The organism is Bacillus sp. AR2-1 (assembly GCF_008368755.1).
GTDB lineage: Bacteria > Bacillota > Bacilli > Bacillales > Bacillaceae_G > Bacillus_A > Bacillus_A wiedmannii.
This window is the reverse complement of sequence record NZ_QORY01000003.1, coordinates 139678-160325: the sequence shown is the minus strand read 5'-3', so window position 1 is coordinate 160325 and position 20648 is coordinate 139678. Positions and strand designations below refer to the sequence as shown.

The window sequence follows — 20648 nt, the reverse complement described above, 5'->3', positions numbered from 1 at the left end:
TTTGAATACCTCATCTGTCATTTGTATTTATTGTAAACTGTACCTTTTAGAAATGACAGTATAAATAAATAATGAATTTATAAAAAATTTAATCTAGGAGAAAGTTTATGACAATATTTATGTACATATTTTGTTTGATTGTATGGGGACTTAACTTTATTGCAGTAAAAATTCAAGGAACTCCTGTCAGTTTAGAACTATCCTTAACTTATCGTTTAGTTATGACAGCTTTTTTATTTTTGATTCTTATTTGGTTCCTTCGACCAAGAGGGATGCCAACAAAAAAAGATATTTTATTTATAATGATTTTTGGTATATGTAACTTTGCATTAAGCTATCTATGCCTTTATTACGCTACAATTTTAAGTTCTGCGGCAATTGTAACGTTAATTTTTTCATTAAAGGTGATTTTGACCCCAATCGCTCTTCGAATTTTTTTAAAAGAAAAGTTACATTCACGCGTTTTTTTTGGAGGAATTTTTGGTGTAGTAGGAGTATGCACTCTCATCTATCCGAATTTAAATAATTTTCAAGGTTTCAATGATATAAAAGGAATTATGGTCGCAATCTTAGGTACGGTTCTTACAGCAATAGGTGATGTGAGCTCGGCACGAAATGCAAAACACAAGGTGAACCCTATCTATGCAAATACAATTGGATTTACAGTAGGTAGTATATTGATGGGGGTAATTGTATTATTTCAAGGGGAAAAAGTTACGTTTCCCACATCGTTTTCATATGTAAGTATGTTGCTATATTTAACTCTGTTTGCTTCTTTTGTAGCATGGTTATTTTATTTGAAGCTTGTAGAAAAAATAGGAGGAGCTCGAAGTGGGTATATGGTTGCGCTATTCCCTGTAATTGGAGGGATAGCTTCCGTTTTAATCGGTGAGTCAAATCCATCCCCGTATTTGTTTGTTGGTTGTTTTTCTAGTTGTATTGGAGCTGCTATCGCATTAGGGTTTAGAACTCAAAAGCAAAATCCAAAATTAACTCTAAAAGGGTTTAATTAAAAAAGGAATAAGTGTAATGGACTTGAAAATAGGGCCCATATATTTTTGTTTTTTTACGTATAAATTGTGCAGGTTCTTTTGAAAAAAGACACCATTAAGCGTCCCTAAAATGGGCAGATAGGGATTTGTTTTTTCCAATCTAAAGAAATTATGTATCAGCTCTTTGAAAAAATATCATATTATCCGTTCGATTTAATATACATTATTTAATGGAAAAAGCCCTACAGGGGACGTAGGGCAAGTCTAAGGGTATTGAAGAATTATCGATTCTAAAAATAAAGAACTTCTTGGAATATAATAAGTTTAACATATAATTCTCTAAAACACTATATAAGAATGTTAAAGAAATGTGAATTGCTGCTTCTAAAGCACCAGCATTTAAAGCTGGAAAAAAATTAAAAGAAGCAGTGAAATAATTATACATAATGAAAAAAGGATTTGATATTCATATCAGATCCTTTTTTCATTATTATTTTAGTATAATTGCTCATCGTAGCTTCTTAAAAAGGGGTTAGAAACTAGATATTTTTCAGGTACTACAATCTAAAATTAATACTTTTCCTTGTTTGTGGTATTCACTTTTCCTAGCTTAACGGACATGGGTGCACTATATCATAAAAAGAAAATTAGATGTTTAGTATTAAATAAAATTAGTATCAATACAATATTGGTCCTTTAAGGAAACCAAATTAGAGAGCAACATTTCAAAGAGTATCCTGTGATATAACTAAGTAGAATTTTAAACAAGGGGATGATGAGGTGAATAAATTGAAGGGGAAAGTTGCATTAGTAACAGGGGCTAGTAGGGGAATAGGACGAAGTATTGTCTTACATTTGGCACAGGCTGGTGCGTTAGTTGTAGTTCACTATAGTACAAGAAAAGAAGAAGCAGAAAGTGTAGTGGATAAAATTAAACAAGATGGCGGTGCCGCATTTGCAATCAGTGCAGATTTAAGTACTTTTAAAGGCATTAATAACTTGTATTTAATGATGGATCAATCTCTTCAAAAACATATAGGTAATACTACATTTGATATTCTTGTAAATAATGCTGGAATTGGGCAGATTTTAACGTTAGAGGAATCTACAGAGGAGTCTTTTGATGAGGTTATGAATATTAATGTGAAGGCTCCATTTTTCATTATTCAAAAGGCTTTGCCACGTTTAAAAGATGGAGGACGGATTATCAATATTTCATCATTTGTTACACGAGTAGCCTCCCCAAGTGTTTTTGCCTACAGTATATCTAAGGGGGCAATTAATACACTTACTCATACTTTAGCACAACAACTTGGTGCTCGTGGTATTACAGTAAATGCAATTCTCCCGGGTATAATTAATACAGAAATGAACGCTGAGACATTGGGGAATAAAGATGGCCAAAAATATGCTGCAGGTTTATCGACTTTTAATAGGTGGGGAGAACCTAATGATATAGCTGATATTGTAGGTTTTCTTTCTTCATCAGATAGCCGTTGGATAACTGGTGAGTTAATCGATGCAAGTGGTGGATCTTGCTTATAATGCTAGAGGAAAAGCCGGCTTAATAGAGTTGGATTTGCAATTCTATTTTTTATTTGTTAAATAATCGAGCTACGCACCATTTATTAGATCTTACAAAAGTCACCTTGAAACGAGTCCAAGTATTGAAATTCAATCAAGTTAGAGAACCAATTATGCTGTAGTAGGATTAATGGTAAATGCAAATAGTAAAGATGCAATGAATATGCATAATTTCATATATAAATAGGTACTTTTTGTTAACTCTTTCACAGGGAACAAAATGTATGAAATTAGTATGATAGAATCAATTTGTATTTAATATAAAGGGGATGATTAAATGCTAAAAAGAATGATCGTAGGGGTTTCATCATTAGTAGTTGGAGCAACAGTTGGTTTAGCGACAGATGTATCTGCAGCACCTGCACCACCATTAACATCATTAAATGTAGTAAAAGTTGAATCTCAATTAGGCGGAGTTGAATTTATTGGTGCAAACAACTTAAGTACGGTTAAAGATCATGGAGGAAGCTATTTATATATTTATACAAATGAAATGGGATATGGTAGAAATCCAATTGCTCAAATGAGTGGACAAAAACTAAAAAAAGTAGATTCTAAGATGATTGATATTAATGGTGATAGAACAGTTGATGGATGGGAATATAAATGGGATGCTTCGGGACAGCAAAATGGACAATTCAAATATCAAAACACATCTACAAATGCACCTTGGAATACATTATCTACTTCATTAAATATTAAATAAGCTAACATAAGAATTTAATGTTAATTTTTGGTTGGTTGCAATATTTAATGTTTAGGTAACTAAAGGAGTCTACGTTTTTTGTGGGCTCTTTTAATCTATTGAAAAGACACGTGCAAATTGATAAGCTATTTTATCTAATTATCACGATGTATGTTTACATAATGCTATTTCCGTAAACAAATTTTTAGTTAATAGTGTGAGTAATTAAGGAAATAAATCTATTGGAAAATCATGAAATATCAAAGGAGTCTTTCAGTATAATAATCTAAAACGATATATTTATGAATTTTTATAATATTTTTAGCCAACATTAAGTCACAAATCATACGATTTTCTTACAAAATACTATAATTTGATTAGTAATAGTAGTGAAAAAAACATTAAACATAACTAGGTAGTATAGCTAATGTTATTTTTTTACATAATTTGTTTAATAGTATGTACATCGTTATTATTCAATGTAACTAGAATAATTTAAAAGGAGATAGGAAGTTATGTTTAAAGAAAAAACAAATAGAAGACTAAAAAAGATTGTTATAATTACTGCGGCTTGCACCATGATGTCAATGTATGGAGCACCAATTTCTAGTACAGAGGCAGCAATCCGATCTCATGCTCCATCAGTTTATGTAACACCACAAAATACTGCTGCTTCAGATATTATTAGCATAGACTGGTCACCAGTCCAAACAGCACCTTATACGTATTGGGCTGTGCATAACTGGAATCAGGGGGGAGAGGGTGGTGGTTATGCTGGCTTCCAACAACAAAGTGGTTTTGATCAAACCGGTAAACGTACTCTTCATTTTGCGCTTTGGGATCCAATAGCATCAAACCAAGCAATAAAGGCTGAATATTTATCACCGACTTCTGAAGCCAGTAGATTTGGTGGAGAAGGAACAGGTCTGAAGGTACAAACAACTTATAATTGGAAAGATAGTGAATGGTATCGAATGACTCTACGTTCTTGGCAAGAAGATGGCCATACAAAGTTTGGCCAGTGGATAAAAGATAATAAATTAAATCAATGGAAATTAGTTGCTATTATGGATCATCCAGTTGCGAATGTTGCATTTAACTATGGTCTATCGATGTTTCAAGAGGACTGGGCTGGTAATGGACAAGATGTAAGAGAAGCACGCCTTAAAAATGGATACAGCAGAAAAGTTTCAGATCAACAATGGAATTCTTGGAATAATCAGCGTATCTCTGGGCAACATGATACGTCCTATCAATACGATGGAGGAGCAACTTCAGAATATCTCTGGGTTAAGGCAGGAGGAAATACTCAATCAACTATTGGTAATGGAAAAAGTTTCAATATAATTCAGCCTAGTCAACCTGAAATGGGAATTTTGGATTTTGATATTCAAAATATTCGCTTTGAAGATGAGAAATTAAATGTTTCTTGGAAATTGAAAGAACAAAGTACTCCACAATTTAAAGGGAAAATTGAAATCTATAACAATGAAAAGTTAATGGGACAACCTTTGAAAGTAATTGATAATATTAAGTCCTATCAAACTGAGGTAAGTCAAACTATGCAATTGCCTCAAACGGCTTTTGCTAAAATTACATTAACAGACATATTTGATCGAACTGTAGAGAAAAAAGTAGGAATTACAAATGGAAATTCTGATATTTTAGTAGGGAACCAATTTACATGGTCCCTAAAAGGATATAGTGACCGAGAAATTGCAAAAGTAGATTATAATAAAGCGGCAGAAGAGTTGAAAATCAAATTAGAAGCTGGTGTACCGCATTCTTACTTCAATAGCACATATGCAAGTATTAAGGTCCAGAACTCATCTGGTAGCGTATTATACAATAAGGAAATCGTGGGGAATAGACAACAAAATACCGAAAGCCAAACTGTGTCTGTAAAAATGGGGGATTACATTGAATTAACTCATATAGAAGGAGACGCAGTAAAGGAAAAGACACGCGCAACATTAACGAATCTTGAAAATAACAAAAATGAGACTATTGGAAAGACAGCAAGGTATCTGGTTACTAAAGAGGGATTAAAGAAAGTTGAAAAAATGCCAGAGACAACAATTCTAGATGGAAAACAATTTGCATGGTCATTAAAAGGATATAGTGATCGAGAAATTGCAAAAGTAGATTATAATAAAACAGCAGAAGAGCTGAAAATCAAATTAGAAGCTGGTGTACCGCATTCTTACTTTAATAGTACATATGCAAGTATTAAGGTCCAAGGCTCATCCGGTAGCGTTATGTACAATAAGGAAATCATGGGAAATAGACAACAAAATGCTGAAACCCAAACAGTACCTATAAAAGTGGGAGATTATATAGAATTTACTCATATAGAAGGGGAAGCAGTAAAGGAAAAAACTCGAGCGACTTTAATTAACCTTGAGAATGGAAAACAGGAATATATAGGTAAGAAAAGAACATATCAGGTCACATCCACAGGATTAATAAGAAAATAGATGTATAAAAAAGTTGGGGGAATCCCCAACTTTTTCTATAGAAATGGAAGAATAACAGTTTCTGTAACATCAAATGACCAATACTTCTCAAAATACATAAAAAGCATCACAATACTGTGATGGAAAAATAGAAAATAATAACCGGAATTGTCAAAAAATATGTGTAAGTTTTTGAAACGAACAAAAAGAATAGCAAATATTAAGTTTAGTTTTATCTTCTTTTGAATTTCGGCTTGTGTAATAATTAAATCGAAAGGTCGTGAAAGAATGAAGATAGCTGTGATACAAGCAAGTACCCAAACTAGCAAAAATGAACTGATATTTGAAGAAACAAAAAGGGCTGTGGCGAAACATGGATATGAAGTGTTGAATTTCGGCGTTACTATTGAGGAATCGGAGTTAAGCTATATCCAAGTGTCCTTAGCTGTTGGTCTACTTTTAAACTCAGGTGCAGTTGATTTTGTCGTCACTGGATGTAGTAGCGGTGTTGGTATGTCGATTGCCTGTAATACACTTCCCAATGTCATTAGTGGTTATCTGCCAACTCCAACAGATGCATTTCTGTTTGGTAGGATAAATCACGGAAACTGTGCATCACTGCCACTTGGATTGAATTTTGGTTGGGCGGGCGAACTAAATCTTCGCTTCACGCTTGAGAAACTTTTTGAAGAACCGTTCAATACAGGGTATCCTCAAGAATCCGCTGAACGAAAGAAACGTGATGCAGAACTTTTTAAAACAATCAAGAGTGTTTCACATCATGGCATCGTTCAGATTCTGAGTCAGTTAGATGTAGCTGTTATTAATCCTGTTCTTCAAAAACAAGATTTAGTGGAATTCCTCTTGCGGAATGGCACCAACACAGAAATATCAAAGTATCTAATCGAACAAACGACGGATTTAAATCACTGTAGATAAATACTGTATTTTTTAATAAGTTTGGCAATTTTAATGTTAACCATAAGTTGATTAAATACCATTGACCAATTGGGGAATATGACCGCCATTTCATTTATTTTGGGGTTCTTTCACAGTCCTTCCCCAACGAAAAAGCCCATTGCCTTTAGGCATGGGGTGAAAGTGAGGTTGGATACGGAGTGCTACTAAACAACCGCAAGGTTTGTGGCACTTTAGGTATCCAAAATGTGGGTATCCATTACGACGATTTTCCTGTTCTTTTCGTTTTTTGAGTTTAAATCTTAACCTAGAAGGTGATTCATTTTGCCTTGAACCATTGCCTCAAACATAGGTCCAACGACGTCTTTCAAAGCCTCTTGCATATCTTCAACAGTTTCCGATTGGTAAGCTTTAAAAATTGATTGAGCTAAATTTACGGATTTTGGATCTCTTTTCTATCTAACAATAAGTGTAACCACTCCCTCATAGTAATTTTAGAAAAAGAAAAACCGTGAAGCAACCCTCTATCTAGGATAGTAGGTTATTTACACGGTTTATATTACACTCTACAATAATCAATTATTATTTATTCGTAGCTTTTAAAGTATCTAAGACTATTTTGGTTGCTTCTGCAATAAGTTTATCATCGTATTCAGCATCCTCTTTATCATGATTAGAAAGTATTGCAAGAACAATCGGCTTTTTATTTGGTGGCCAAATAATTGCGATATCATTTCTTGTTCCGTAAGATCCCGCGCCTGTTTTATCAGCTACTTCCCATCCTTTTGGTACGCCCGCACGAATCAATTTATCTCCGGTTGTATTTCTCTTCATCCAATCTACTAATAGTTCACGTTTTTCTATTGGAAGTGCAGTTCCTAATGTAAATGATTGAAGTGTCTTAGCTATCGCTTCTGGTGTGCTGGTATCATGTGTTTCTCCTGGATGCACTTCATTTAATTCAGGTTCAAATCGTTCTGAAGTAGTAACAGTATCTCCCATTTCTCTCAAGATTTTTTCAAATTCAGAGGGCCCCCCTAACTGTTTAAGAATCAAATTATGTGCTGTGCTGTCACTATATCGAACAGAAGCATCTGCAAGTTCTTTTAACGTCAGTCCTGTATCAACATGCTTTTCAGTAATTGGATTATAATTAGAAAGATCTTCATGAGTATACGTAATCCTTTGATCAAGAGCTTCTAATGAGTTCTTGCGTAAAAGAGCGCCCACAGCTAATGATTTAGATGTAGATGCAAATGCAAAACGATCATCTGAATGATAAGCAACAGTTTGATTTGTATCTGTGTCCAGTGCATAAATACCAAGCTTAGCATCATATTCTTTTTCAAGTTTAGCGAAAGATTGGTTACCTGTATTTTCTTGTTTAATTTGATTAGCTTGATTCGTTTGTTTAGGTGGTTCAGATTGAGTGTTATTATTGGAACAGCCTATAAGTGTTACACATGAAAGTAATACGACAGGTACAAACTTTTTGTAATGTGAAATGGTAAAGAACTTGTTTAAAATGAACATTAATTTTCAACCTCTTTCAAGAATATATGGATTTTGTCTAGGTATTCTAAATACTGATGTAATTAAAGATAGTATAGGGTAGCCGTGCTTCTGCAGCTAAAATTTTACAGTTTACATCACTTCTAAAACGTTTTAAGAATTAATAAGTAACTTTTTAAGGTGTTTTTTCTCTACCCGCAATGATTCACTCGTAAAAATAGTAAACTGCTAACCCCTAAACGTAGTCTTCAAATACCCACCTTTTTTACATCCTTTTACTTTTCAAAACAATATGTCCTTTCATATTTTTGTAAAATATAAAAATAGGTTTCCGAGGAAATAAATGGTATTCAATTTGGACTACTATTTTTAGGAATACACGTAATAGACATTCTAAGTAATACATTTGTTCCATTTTTAGATGAGGAAGAACAGGTTAATCAGTAAAGAATAACAATTAATTGTAATCAAAAACGATATAGTTATTTATTTCGGAAAATTAACTTGCATATGAAAGTCTCTTTTTGCTTTTTTTACAAAAAAAAACCATACTTGCAGGTTTAATAAATTGTATTTTCAGAAACATTGCAAGCGTGTAAGAAAAATGAAAGGTAATTCAATATGAGAAAGGCAACCTTACAATTACAATGAAAAACAGAAACATGCTTAAAAATCCTGAGATACGATAACAAGTTATTTTAGTGCTTAATACATTCGAACAAGTGTGACCGTTTAAATAAGAAAAGCCGAAACAAATCATTAATGAGTAGTACATTACTCATATTTTAAATAAGTCAAAAGGTAGGCAGGCAATAGTTATCAAATCTCATTCTTAGTCGATAAAATTGGGGGGAATTTCTCATATGAAAATAGTAGAAGTAAAAGAACTTAGTAAAGAATACACAGGAAATGTTTCACATACAGCACTTTCAAATATTAATTTAACAATAACAGAGGGAGAATTTGTTGGGGTTATGGGACCGTCGGGTAGTGGAAAAACAACGTTATTGAATATGATATCTACTATTGACTCGCCAACATCAGGTAGTGTATTCATTAATAGTAAAAATCCGAATCAGCTTTCGGTCAATGATTTGGCTGTATTTCGCAGACAGGAATTAGGGTTCGTCTTTCAATCTTTTAACCTGTTGCATACATTAACAGTAAAAGAGAATATGGTTCTTCCGCTTGTATTAGATGGCATGAATGTGAAAAGAATAAATAAACGAGTAGAATCTATTTCAGAAAAATTAGGTATTAATGAAATTTTAAATAAACGAACATATGAAATATCAGGAGGACAAGCGCAGCGAACAGCGATAGCCCGTGCACTCATTCACTCTCCTACATTGGTTCTTGCCGATGAACCGACAGGGAACTTAGACTCTAAATCCTCTCAAGATGTAATGGAGATATTAACACTATTAAATAAAGAAGAAAAGGCAACAATGATGTTAGTAACGCACGATCCAGTTGCTGCTAGTTACTGTGATCGTATTATATTTATTAAAGATGGACAGTTATACAATGAAGTTTGCTGCAACGGGGATCGCCCACTATTTTATAAAAATATTGTGGACAGTCTTTCTAGGTTAGGAGGTAATAAAAATGACATTTCGACAGCTCGCATTTAATAATGTTATACGGAATAAACGAATATATCTTGGGCATTTTTTTAGTAGCACATTTGCGGTAATGATTTTCTTCACTTATGGTTTACTTGTCTTTCATCCAAACCTACAAGGCGAATTGACACATGTAAGCACCATAATGAGTACGTTTGGGAAAATAGGATTTCAACTATCGTATTACTTAATCTTTGTCTTTTCATTCTTATTTATTTTCTATTCAGTTAGTGCCTTTTTAAAAAATAGAAAAAAAGAGTTTGGATTATTAATGTTACAGGGAATGTCTCATCGGCAGCTTCATCAATTAATTTTTTTCGAAAACATGTTGATTGGAATCCCTTCTATACTGGTAGGAATTGGGCTTGGGATGGTTTTTTCTAAATTGTTTTTACTAGTTACTGGGTCCTTATTGGGAGTAGGGCATAGGTTAGCATTTTACTTTCCATTAAAGGCTATGGGAATAACAGCTATCTCCTTTTTTGTTCTATTTCTACTTATTTCATTATTTACATCGAAAATGATGAAAATAAATGAGCTTGTAGAACTCATAAAATCAGAGGAAAAACCAAAAGCTGAGCCGAAAGTTTCCGTCTGGATATCCATGTGGGTACTTATTTTATTTGGGGCAGGTTACTCCTGTGTTCACCACAGTATCGTCGCAGTGAATTACATGGATTTAGATCGATTATTACTACTTGTAGGGGTAGGTGTCTTATTAATTGTTTTTGGAACCTACTTTTTCTTTAATCAATTGTGTGTATATGTGTTATATACTTTAAAAAATAGAGAAACTACATTCTTTAAAAGAACCAATCTTCTTGTTATTTCAGAATTGATGTATCGAATGAAAGATAATGCGAGAACATTCTTTATCGTTACAATTATATCTGCTGTTTCTTTTACAGCAATTGGAGTTTGTACAGCTATTGGAAATCCAGAACTAGCAAAATATGAGACCCCATATGCATTTTCGTATCGATCGGATAAAGGGAATATACAAGAAAAAGCCCATATTGAAGAGATAAAGAAGCAATTAAAAGAATATGGATTTTCTTATAAACTTGTTGCAACAGAATTTAAAAGGACACTAAACGGATTGGCGTTAATTAATCTATCTACGTATAATGAATATGCAAAACAATTAGGGTATGAAATAGAGAAATTAACAAATGAAAATGATAGCATTGCTGTACGACTAAATAAGAACGAGAAAAGTGCGGAGGATATAAAAACTTTTGAAATAATACATGGTCAAATAGAGGTTCCACTTTCTGTGCAAAAAACAATTTATATCCCAGAATTATCGTTAATCGAAAAGCCTGTTATTGTCTCTGATGCTGTTTATAATAAGGTCCAAAATGCTCAACAAGAAAACGTACTCCGAGATTACACCATATACGGTTTTATCGTTAAAAATTGGTCTGAAACGAATGAAGTTTCTACTAAACTTATGAAGATTATTGGTAAGAATCAAGAGGATTATTATATGTTTTCATCTTTGTATTTAAGATGGCTTGAATTGAAACAACAAAACGGATTACTTTCTATCTCAAGTGTAATGGTGGGGATTGTATTTTTCGTATTTACGCTAAGCTTTTTATATTTCCGTCTATTTACTGATTTAGAACGTGATCAAGAGCAATATCAAATGATTTCAAAATTAGGATTAAGTCAAAGTGAGTTAAAGCAAATCGTGACAAGACAAATGATGCTACTATTTTTCTTACCGATTATAGTGGCTATGGTTCATAGTAGTTTTGCATTTCTAACGTTTCATCAATTAGGACAAACTGTAAGTAAGGAAATGTCCGTTATTCAAAGTTCAATTGTTGTATTAATAAGCTTTATTTGTATACAAATTATTTACTTCTTTATTATTAGAAATCACTATTTAAAACGCATATATACAGAAATGTATTCATAGAAAAAGAATGCATCTAGAAGAGAATTTTTTTACCACAATAACTTTAAAGTAAATATTGTAATTGTCTATAAGAAAGTAATAAAAACACTCGAATTGAGTGTTTTTATTACTTTCATTTATCATTTATCTGGTACATAACAAGTGTTGTTATCCATATAGCATTTCTCTATCTTTGTTTTAGTATTACCTTTTTTATCCCTGTAAAAAACCTTAACTGTTCCCTTTGCACCATTATAATCAAATTCATATGCATTAGGGTATTTGTCTCTAACCCATATCAATCCTGAACCCGCACTTGCAGGCATTGCTGAAATAAGTAAAGCAGATGTTAAACTTAGCGCCCCAACGACCTTTTTAATTTTTGACTTTGACATAAAAAATCCCCCTCTATTTTTTTATTAACCTATTAGAATAATATATATTTAATGGGTTAATGGAATGGTAACATATTCCACTTATGTTTTGTATTCGTTAAACTTGATAAATAAATATCTAAAAATTCTAAAAATGTAATTTGATATTTTGTTACGTATAAAAATTAGATAATTGATATTATAAAACTATAAAATTAAATTATACATAATAATATTATAGTAAACTATATTGTTTGAATATGATAGTATTACTGTTGATTTTCTATTTAAATGGATGAAAATAGAATGAAATAGAAGTAGAAATGTATACCGTGTGAGGGGATAATACATCGGGTTTTTTGTTTGAACTTTTAAAAGAGAGTGAAAGAGCAATTAAGCGTGAGTATTCAACATATGTGCTAAGAAAGCAAGTGTATAAAAGGATAGCAGAAAATCCATTTTTCGCTGTGGTAAGATCGAGCATAGGTCTAAAAAGTAAAAGTATAGTAAAGATTCTCTTGATAATAGCATCTTGTCTTTTTTAATTTATATTGAATATACATTAATCATACTATATTCTTGATTAATTCTTTAAATTTTACTGTGAGAATTTATAATTCTGTTATAAAAAAATAGGCAATCCTCTTTATAATGGATTGCCCAATCAAATGAATTAAAACAAATAACAGACAGACTGATTATACTATAAATCTCAATATAAGTATATACAAATTATAAATATTTTATTACCAACTATTAAAAGCTAGTTATTCTATTATTAAATATACATTAACACGATTTTCAGTACTGGTAAATATAATTAAGTAAAAATTAATTAATAAATCCACCTTATACATAAGTTAATTACAATATTGCAAAATTATAATTCATGTAAATATTATACAATTTTGTAAAAGACATTCATTGACACTTATGTATATAAGTAACTATAATCGTTACATCAAATTGAATGCATGTTAATATAATTTCATCATGATTATAAGCATGTAAATATAAAAATATAAAATCTCAATTTGATTAATACGATAGAATGGTAGAGGTGTATATTTTTATGAAGCACAAATTCATCGCAACAAGTATCCTCGCAGGAGCAATATTATCTTATTCTTCTAATATTTTAGCAGATACTCAAAAATTTCCTGATGTTCCAAAATGGGCAGAGCAATCTGTTAATTATTTAGTAGATAAACAAGTATTAAGTGGTTACCCAGGCGGAACTTTTGGTTCAAATGATTCATTAGACAGAGCTTCCGCCGCAACAATTATGACAAAAGTTTTAGGTATACAAATTGACTTCGATGCAAAACCATCCTTTACAGATTCACAAAACCATTGGGGAGCGCCGTATATTGCCGCAGCTGAAAAAGCTGGCATTATTAAAGGCGAAGGTAATGGAATCTTCAATCCATCTGGAAAAGTAACGCGCGCTGCTATGGCGGCAATGCTAGTAAACGCGTATAAACTTCAAAGTACAGCAAATGATAATGGCCAAAGTAAATTTGTGGATTTAACAGGCCATTGGGGTGAAAGGTTCGCCAATATTTTAATTGATTTAAAAATTTCCGTTGGTACTGATAACGGTTGGCAACCAAATAGATTCATAACACGCGCTGAAGCTGCTCAACTTACTGCAAAAACCGATATGATGCAACTAACTCCAAAGAATGTTTTAAAGGAAAAAGAGATTATTACTGCTACATCATATGAAGATTTAAATTTAACAGTAGCTTCCAAAATGACAGCTCAAGAGATTGATAGTTTTATTGCAAAATATCATTCAGATAGTCCCTTAGTTGGACATGGGCAAGATTTTATCAATGCGCAAAATCAATATGGTGTGAATGCTCATTATTTAGCGGCGCATGCGATTTTAGAATCTGGATACGGAAAATCAGAAATTGCATACCAAAAGCATAACCTATTCGGATTACGTGCATATGATGGAGATCCGTTTAAATATGCAAAATACTTACCAACCTACGGCGACAGTATTGCTTATAACGCTAATTATGTACGAGAAAGATATTTAGAAGAAAGTGGTATGCATTATAACGGACCAACTTTAGCTGGTATGAACGTGAAATATGCATCAGATAAAGGTTGGGCTAAAAAAATTGCGGGTATTATGGAACGTATGAAACCGTTCCGTGTGGAAGACTATACATATGCAAGAAAGTTACCAAAGAGCCTTGAAACATTAGATGTTGAAGCATTATCTAATGAAATACCGTATAAAATGTATGCAGATGGTTCGAGAGCAAATATTGTATCGTCAGCAGCTTATTACTATGTACCTTATCCATTTGATTTGAAAATTAAAAGTAGATTAGATGTTGATGTAACGCAAAATAATGTTGGTACATTAAATCCTGGAACAAACATCTTTATTTATCGTGAAGATCCAAATGGATGGGTCGAATTCTCTTTTGACGCTAATGGGGAAAAATACTGGACATTAAAAAGTAAATTAAGTATGTAATCAAATAGCTCTACTTTACTATTCTTAATTGTTTAACTTTTAATCTCATATAATTATGAGACAAGTTTTTTATTTTCTTAAAATATAGTTATGTATACAAAAAGTTAGAGAATGATTTTCTCTAACTTTTATGTGATAGCAATTGAAATTAAAAAGATGGTGGGGTTACTGCAAATATAACAGTGACTTTGTTTAAAGAAGTGTTTTCCCATTTATGCTTTGCATATGGTGGAATTTTAACACTATCACCTGTATTGAGAAGTAAAATCTCCTCATTTAGATATAGTTTTACTTGTCCTTCCATAATAAATGCTATTTCCTCACCTTTATGTGCCACAGGCTCCATAGATGAAGAAGTTTGAGGTAAAAGATTCATTAAAGCTAACTCCAGTGATCCATCTAAATTAGGAGATAATAACTCATACGAAACATTGCCGCTTTCAGGGAAAGTTATTTTTTTTCTTTGATTAGCTCTTACAACTAATTCTTCTGTATTGGCATCTTCTAAGAAGAAATTAAATAAAGGAATATTTAATGCTACAGAAATTAATTTTAGTGTTTGTAATGATGGATTCGTGATTCCTTTCTCAATCTGACTTAACATGGAAGGTGTTATATCAGCTAATTCAGCTAACCGTTTACTAGTTAATCCGGCACTTTTTCTAAATGCCATAATTTTTTGACCAACATTAATATTGTTCATATGTGTAATCCCCTTTAAATAAGTAAATAAAATTAAATTATAATTAATTTTATTTACTTATACTAAACATGTTGTTAATATATACTTAATTATAATAAAGTATGATTAAATTTCCAAGCGCCTGCATAGTTGTGAGAATAGTAAATAAGAGGAGAAATGATTGGTATTTATTCTTCTTGTATGTTTTTAGGTATGATGACCGGATTATATGAGGGAATTTTCGTGCAAGATATTGGGATTGATAATAAAAAAATAGCAAATGGACTGGCGGTAGGAAGAGCATCTGGGTTTGTAGATAGAACATTAGCATTTTTTTAAGCGGGCATATACAATTAGTAATGATTATTTATATATGTTATTAAAATAATTAATAGATAAGGGTGATATCAGATTAGAATCAGCAGGAACAAGTGGCTAATTAAATTGTATAAAGGGGAAAAAACTATATACAAAAAAATGCTTTAAAACAAAATTTGAATCAAGTTACACATATTGTATGTGGAATAGAAGGAAGTATGGTTTCAAAAGAAGTAATGGAAGAGTACTATCAAACAGATTCTTAATCAATTAAAAAAGAGTTTGGTTAAAGAACTCTGTTATTTAATAAAATGATAAAACTAAAAAACATAGAGTGGAATAATAGGATAGAAAGAAGAATTATAGTATGAAAATTAAGGTTAAGAAAAAAAGAATTATAAGCGTTTTGCTGGCTATTACATTAGTAGCAATAGGTTATTACATGTTTCAATCTATAACGAATCCTAAGCTAGTAAATGCAGAAGAAGAAAACAGTGTTCAACAAGTGAGCAGTCTACCTAAAAATGAATTTAGAAAATCAATACCTAGTCGTTTTGATGGTAAAGAAAGAAAAGTTGTATATTTAACTTTTGATGATGGACCAGGAAAATATACAGCTAATCTATTAGATATATTAAAAAGAACTAATGTGAAAGCAACATTCTTTTTAATTGGTGACAATGTGAAAAGGTTCCCAGATTTAGTGAAACGAGAACATGTAGAGAGTCATTATGTTGGCATGCATAGCATGACACATGATTTTAAAAGGTTATACACCAATAAGGAATATGTTAAGGAAATGAAAGAGGATCAATCTTTAATTAAAAATGTTATTGGAAACTCACCGAAATTAACACGGCCACCATATGGATCAATGCCTGGTTTAAATGAATCACTTCGAAATCAAGTGGTCGGAAATGATTTAAAAGTATGGGATTGGACAATTGATTCTTTAGATTGGAAATACAATAAATTAGCCGTTGATGTAGCAGCCGCAAAAATTGTGCAAAATGTATTGGCAGGTGCGACATCTTCAAAAGAAATTGTATTAATGCATGATATTCATCCCCAATCTGTCGCGGCAGTTCCAGCAATTATAAAAGGATTAAAAGAAAAAGGTTATGAATTTGAAGCTTATAATGAGAATGATCATTTTCCAATAAACTTCTGGCATGATAATCGTATATAAAAAGATATGGATTAGTAAAAAGGAAATCAGAATGGAATAAGCAATGAATATAGGGTTTAAATATTTGCAGGAGCGTGTTTAGATAAATAGATGAAAACACGCTCTTTTTACCGGACTATTTTTAAATCTAGATTTAAGTACAAACTTTCTTATTTTAGAAAACTTTATACGATTTTTTAATGGATATAAATATTTAAATGTCTTTTATTTTTATACATAAAATTATTTAATCATAATATAACAATGAGGTGGAGTTAATTGTCGTTTTTAAAAAATAGTAAAATTGGCACAACATTAAGTGTATTGGTAATTATAGCAAGTGTGGCTTGTATAATATTATCTATCCTAGGATTTATTGGCCTGAAAAAAGGGGAGCATGCATCTAATACGATGTATGAAGATAGTTTGTTACCAATTCAGTGGATAGGAGCTATAGAGTCTAATTTTTATCTAATCAATATGAATGTAAAGGAAACTATTCTATCAAAAGATCAAAAAAGAATAAAAGAGCTTTTGACAGAAATAGATGAAGCTCGTTCAGAAACTGATCAGTTAATAAAGAAGTTTGAGTCTAGAGTCAGTTCTAACAAAGAAAAAGAATTGTATACAACATTTCATGAAGTATTTAATGAATTAAGAACACAACTGAGGAAAGTACAAGATTTGGGACAATCTAATAATGAAGAAGCATATGCTTATTATCTGAAAGAAGTTGACCCTAATATGAAAAAGGCAGTGCAGGCTATTCGTGAGCTCATTCAGGTTAATAATAATAATGCAGATCAATTACAAAAAAATAATACAGCCAGTGCAACAAATACTATAATGTTGTTTGTTAGTATCTCTATTATAGCAATCGCAATCGTTATTTTTATTGGCTATATCATTAAAAGTGCAATTAGACAACCAATTGTATTATTAGAAAGAGATATGGAAAAGGTATCTGCAGGTGATTTAACGATACGTACTTCTTATAAATCGGATAATGAATTAGGAAGTATTGTAAGGTCTTTTAATAGTATGTTGGATAACTTACAACAATTAATTGGAGAAGTAAAAATCACAACTCAAGAGGTCATTTCTTCTACCAATGGGATGTTGCAAGATACTAAACGAGCATCTCATATATCAAGAGAGGTAGTTCAAACTATATCTGAGGTTGATAAAAAAATAGAAGGACAAGTTACTAGTATTCAAGAAAGCTCCTCATCAATGGAAGAAATTGCGACAGGCGTTCAAACTGTAGCTGAGTCTTCAGCAACGGTTACAGAAGTGGCGGTCACAACAACAGAACAGGTCAATTCTGGTAGTGAAGTAATTAAACAATCTATCCTTCAAATGAATAGTATTCATGAGGTTGTTGAAGAAACATCCACAGTAATAGAGAGACTTGTTATGCGTACACAGCAAATTGATAAAGCTCTGGATGCGATCACTAATATTGCTGAACAAACAAACCTTCTTGCCTTAAACGCTTCGATTGAAGCTGCACGTGCTGGAGAAAATGGAAAAGGATTTGCAGTGGTAGCAGCAGAGGTTGGGGATTTAGCCGATAAGTCTAAAAAATCCGCAAATGAAATCAATCATTTAATACAATTAATTCAACGAGATACAAAAGATACAGTTGATGCAATGCAAAAAGGTCAACAAAAAGCGTTGGAAGGAAAAGAAACTGCTAATAAAGCGGATGAAGCATTCTCATCTATTATGGTAGCTATTAATAAAATCACTAGTCAAATTCAAGAAGTATCTGCAGCGACAGAAGAAATCTCTGCCGGTACAGAAGAAGTTAATGCCTCTATGTCGAATGTTTCTGAAACTGCAACGCAAGTAGCTAAGGAAACAACTCAAACGGTACAGTCAATCCAATCACAGGCAGCCTCAATTGAAGAAATTTCGAATCAATCTAACAAAATAAAAGAAAAAGTAGAAGCATTATCAGAATTAGTTTCGAAATTTATTATTGAGAAACAAGGCAAAGAAAAATAAATATAAATATATTGATTATGATATAGGAGTAATAAAAAAGACTATTGTAACTTTTATAATGCAGTAGTCTTTTTTACTTTTATTATTTATTTCTCCTGGATACTTATGTAAGAATTGAACAGACATCGACTGGATGTTTATACATAAAAGGTATTTAACAATTATTAATAAAGAAACAAGGCTTATTATAACAAATGCATACATATTAGTGATATTTCAATTATAGCAATTGGTATATCTAATATAAGATAGCAGCGCCAATTAGCGTACGAAATGTATCAATATTACAAAATTAATTATTTCAGAAAAAGAAGACTTCCGTCCAAAGAGGCTTCGATAATTAGTATTAAATAATTCTCCTAATTGTAGATTGGGGAATTAACTATTAAATCTACCGTATACATAAATTATTTTATAAATATCAACATTAATTTTCTTCAAAAGCATTATTGAAGTTTTCCCTAGAATAACAAGACAATAGTATTAACCTATATAACAAATTTGGAATTTTCTTTATTTATAAGGTTGGAAAGGAATGAAGATTGTGAAATGCAGATCAAAGCAATTACTATAGAGGAAATTTATCAGGAGATATTAGATGGAAAAAGAAATAGATTCCCAAGAAATACTTGGAATTCAGATAAAAACAACGATATGGCCAAAAGAGTAACAAGGTATTTAGTTACAAATATTTTAAATTGGAACGAAGAACAGATTAAACAGTATTGGAATAATGCATTAATTGTGAAGTATCGACTACAAGGCTTATTGAAGCTTAAATATGAAAATAGCCCGTATGCGATGATTAATGATGTATATCCGAATCGATTTAAGGAATGGGAATTTAAAATGACACCATTAAATTTTTGGACGAAAGAAAAAGCCCTACAATTATTAAGATGGATAATTGAAGAAGAAGAAAAACTATCTGCACAAAAACTTTTGCAAATTTATGGGCAAAAATGGTTAAATGAACGGCGACTAAGTGCACCTTTACGGATGTTTTGGGATGGAAGTCCGTACGCGTTGATTAATAATTTATATCCAAACCGATTTAAAGAATGGGAATTTACTAAGACTCCTAATAATTTTTGGACAAAAGAAAAGGCTTTAGAAGCACTGAAATGGACAATTGAAGAAAAAGAAAAGTTAAATCAGGAACAATTGAAAAATATATACAAAAAAAAATGGTTAACACAATCGGGATTAAGAGGGGCCATTCAATTGTATTGGAATGATAGTCCATATGCAATGATCAATGATTTGTATCCAAATCAATTTAAAGAATGGGAGTTTAAGATGACACCTAGTGGTTTTTGGACGAAAGAAAAAGCGCTCGATGCATTACGGTGGACAATTGAGGAAAAAGAAAAGCTAACAGATAATCAATTATTACAGAAATATACAATGAAGTGGCTAAAAAGGCATAGATTATGGACTCCATTAATAAGGTACTGGAATGGGAGTCCGTATGCAATGATTAATGATGTATATCCAAATAAATATGAAAAACATTTATTTAGGGGTTATATAAATAACTCTTAATGTATTTATAATTATATATTTGTGAACTTCTCATACAAAGTTATTTCTAATATACGAAAAGGGCAATGAGTTCGTTTGCTTGATACTTGCTAGATCGCTGTACAAAGCCAACTTGTTTGGCAATATCTTGTAGGAATACTGGAGATAAAAAGTATTGTAGCTCTTGTGCGAAAAGATTCAGTTCATTTGAAATGATAGGATTCATCAAAAACGCCATTCTTTCTGTATATTTTTACAAAAAGAATAGCGTTTTTTTCGTTTTATGTATACAATTTTTTAGCTTGATGGCGATGTGGCGTGACCCCATAGAGTTCCTTAAACGGTCTTTTATGGGACTTTGTTGGTTACACTAATTCACTAAATATATCACCTT

General features: G+C 31.8%; 15 protein-coding genes and 2 pseudogenes. 12 read left to right on the top strand and 5 right to left on the bottom strand.

Annotated elements, in window-relative coordinates:
• Window positions 1-107 precede the first annotated feature (107 nt).
• The 5 genes from DT250_RS03820 to DT250_RS03795 all read left to right on the top strand — a co-directional run bounded on the left by DT250_RS03820 (window position 108) and on the right by DT250_RS03795 (window position 6656).
• Window positions 108-1013, top strand: a complete 906-nt coding sequence (locus DT250_RS03820) for a DMT family transporter (RefSeq protein ID WP_149212573.1) — start codon at window positions 108-110, stop codon at window positions 1011-1013.
• 759 nt (window positions 1014-1772) lie between these two features.
• Window positions 1773-2537, top strand: coding sequence for an SDR family oxidoreductase (locus tag DT250_RS03810; RefSeq protein WP_149212572.1), 765 nt, complete (start codon window positions 1773-1775; stop codon window positions 2535-2537).
• Window positions 2538-2853: 316 nt separating this feature from the next.
• Entirely contained in the window at window positions 2854-3282 is a 429-nt protein-coding gene (locus DT250_RS03805; protein WP_098346578.1) for a DUF4879 domain-containing protein, read from the top strand.
• A gap of 494 nt (window positions 3283-3776) precedes the next feature.
• Window positions 3777-5738 carry a DUF3472 domain-containing protein gene (locus tag DT250_RS03800; RefSeq protein WP_149212571.1) on the top strand — a complete coding sequence of 654 codons (1962 nt, stop codon included), beginning with the start codon at window positions 3777-3779 and terminating at the stop codon, window positions 5736-5738.
• A gap of 267 nt (window positions 5739-6005) precedes the next feature.
• Window positions 6006-6656 (top strand): RpiB/LacA/LacB family sugar-phosphate isomerase, encoded by a 651-nt coding sequence (locus DT250_RS03795; protein ID WP_149212570.1) that lies wholly within the window; start codon window positions 6006-6008, stop codon window positions 6654-6656.
• Window positions 6657-6887: 231 nt separating this feature from the next.
• On the opposite strand, the pseudogene DT250_RS32635 reads toward DT250_RS03795, so the two are convergent.
• A pseudogene (locus DT250_RS32635) lies at window positions 6888-7054 on the bottom strand (IS256 family transposase); the annotation flags it as partial.
• A 163-nt stretch (window positions 7055-7217) separates the two neighbouring features.
• Window positions 7218-8168, bottom strand: coding sequence for a class A beta-lactamase BlaIII (gene blaIII, locus DT250_RS03785; protein WP_149212569.1), 951 nt, complete (start codon window positions 8166-8168; stop codon window positions 7218-7220).
• Between the two features lie 842 nt (window positions 8169-9010).
• On the opposite strand from blaIII, the gene DT250_RS03775 reads away from it, so the two are divergent.
• Window positions 9011-9781: an ABC transporter ATP-binding protein gene (locus tag DT250_RS03775; RefSeq protein WP_149212568.1), complete on the top strand. Its 771-nt coding sequence runs from the start codon at window positions 9011-9013 to the stop codon at window positions 9779-9781.
• Window positions 9756-11699 carry an ABC transporter permease gene (locus DT250_RS03770; RefSeq protein WP_149212567.1) on the top strand — a complete coding sequence of 648 codons (1944 nt, stop codon included), beginning with the start codon at window positions 9756-9758 and terminating at the stop codon, window positions 11697-11699. Before DT250_RS03775 ends, DT250_RS03770 begins: the two co-directional genes overlap by 26 nt.
• A 119-nt stretch (window positions 11700-11818) precedes the next feature.
• Here the strand turns inward: DT250_RS03770 and DT250_RS03765 are convergent, their stop codons facing one another.
• Window positions 11819-12073, bottom strand: a complete 255-nt coding sequence (locus DT250_RS03765; protein WP_087984373.1) for a LacI family transcriptional regulator — start codon at window positions 12071-12073, stop codon at window positions 11819-11821.
• Between the two features lie 1051 nt (window positions 12074-13124).
• On the opposite strand from DT250_RS03765, the gene DT250_RS03750 reads away from it, so the two are divergent.
• Window positions 13125-14552, top strand: a complete 1428-nt coding sequence (locus DT250_RS03750) for an S-layer homology domain-containing protein (protein ID WP_149212564.1) — start codon at window positions 13125-13127, stop codon at window positions 14550-14552.
• A gap of 148 nt (window positions 14553-14700) precedes the next feature.
• Here the strand turns inward: DT250_RS03750 and DT250_RS03745 are convergent, their stop codons facing one another.
• Entirely contained in the window at window positions 14701-15255 is a 555-nt protein-coding gene (locus DT250_RS03745; protein ID WP_149212563.1) for a helix-turn-helix domain-containing protein, read from the bottom strand.
• A gap of 156 nt (window positions 15256-15411) precedes the next feature.
• Between DT250_RS03745 and DT250_RS03740 the strand changes: the two genes are divergently transcribed.
• The 4 genes from DT250_RS03740 (at window position 15412) to DT250_RS03725 (ending at window position 20275) form a co-directional block, all read left to right on the top strand.
• Window positions 15412-15573, top strand: a complete 162-nt coding sequence (locus tag DT250_RS03740) for a hypothetical protein (RefSeq protein WP_227557778.1) — start codon at window positions 15412-15414, stop codon at window positions 15571-15573.
• A 346-nt stretch (window positions 15574-15919) separates the two neighbouring features.
• The gene (locus DT250_RS03735) at window positions 15920-16741 is read left to right on the top strand and encodes a peptidoglycan-N-acetylglucosamine deacetylase (RefSeq protein ID WP_149212562.1); all 822 of its coding nucleotides are present in this window, start codon (window positions 15920-15922) and stop codon (window positions 16739-16741) included.
• Window positions 16742-16999: 258 nt separating this feature from the next.
• Window positions 17000-18730, top strand: coding sequence for a methyl-accepting chemotaxis protein (locus DT250_RS03730; protein WP_149212561.1), 1731 nt, complete (start codon window positions 17000-17002; stop codon window positions 18728-18730).
• 549 nt (window positions 18731-19279) lie between these two features.
• On the top strand, window positions 19280-20275 hold the full coding sequence (locus tag DT250_RS03725; protein WP_149212586.1) for a DUF4046 domain-containing protein: 996 nt from the start codon (window positions 19280-19282) through the stop codon (window positions 20273-20275).
• A 49-nt stretch (window positions 20276-20324) separates the two neighbouring features.
• Here DT250_RS03725 and DT250_RS03720 read toward each other — a convergent pair.
• Window positions 20325-20480, bottom strand: a pseudogene (locus DT250_RS03720) (IS4 family transposase); the annotation flags it as partial.
• Window positions 20481-20648: the final 168 nt, after the last annotated feature.

Excerpts from the sequence above, each read along its gene's own strand:
- DT250_RS03820 (WP_149212573.1), top strand. The coding sequence starts at position 108 with ATGACAATATTTATGTACATATTTTGTTTGATTGTATGGGGACTTAAC.
- DT250_RS03735 (WP_149212562.1), top strand. The coding sequence starts at position 15,920 with ATGAAAATTAAGGTTAAGAAAAAAAGAATTATAAGCGTTTTGCTGGCT.
- DT250_RS03770 (WP_149212567.1), top strand. The coding sequence starts at position 9,756 with ATGACATTTCGACAGCTCGCATTTAATAATGTTATACGGAATAAACGA.
- DT250_RS03740 (WP_227557778.1), top strand. The coding sequence starts at position 15,412 with ATGATTGGTATTTATTCTTCTTGTATGTTTTTAGGTATGATGACCGGA.
- DT250_RS03745 (WP_149212563.1), bottom strand. The coding sequence starts at position 15,255 with ATGAACAATATTAATGTTGGTCAAAAAATTATGGCATTTAGAAAAAGT.
- DT250_RS03765 (WP_087984373.1), bottom strand. The coding sequence starts at position 12,073 with ATGTCAAAGTCAAAAATTAAAAAGGTCGTTGGGGCGCTAAGTTTAACA.
- DT250_RS03750 (WP_149212564.1), top strand. The coding sequence starts at position 13,125 with ATGAAGCACAAATTCATCGCAACAAGTATCCTCGCAGGAGCAATATTA.
- DT250_RS03800 (WP_149212571.1), top strand. The coding sequence starts at position 3,777 with ATGTTTAAAGAAAAAACAAATAGAAGACTAAAAAAGATTGTTATAATT.
- DT250_RS03725 (WP_149212586.1), top strand. The coding sequence starts at position 19,280 with ATGCAGATCAAAGCAATTACTATAGAGGAAATTTATCAGGAGATATTA.
- DT250_RS03805 (WP_098346578.1), top strand. The coding sequence starts at position 2,854 with ATGCTAAAAAGAATGATCGTAGGGGTTTCATCATTAGTAGTTGGAGCA.
- DT250_RS03775 (WP_149212568.1), top strand. The coding sequence starts at position 9,011 with ATGAAAATAGTAGAAGTAAAAGAACTTAGTAAAGAATACACAGGAAAT.
- blaIII (WP_149212569.1), bottom strand. The coding sequence starts at position 8,168 with ATGTTCATTTTAAACAAGTTCTTTACCATTTCACATTACAAAAAGTTT.
- DT250_RS03795 (WP_149212570.1), top strand. The coding sequence starts at position 6,006 with ATGAAGATAGCTGTGATACAAGCAAGTACCCAAACTAGCAAAAATGAA.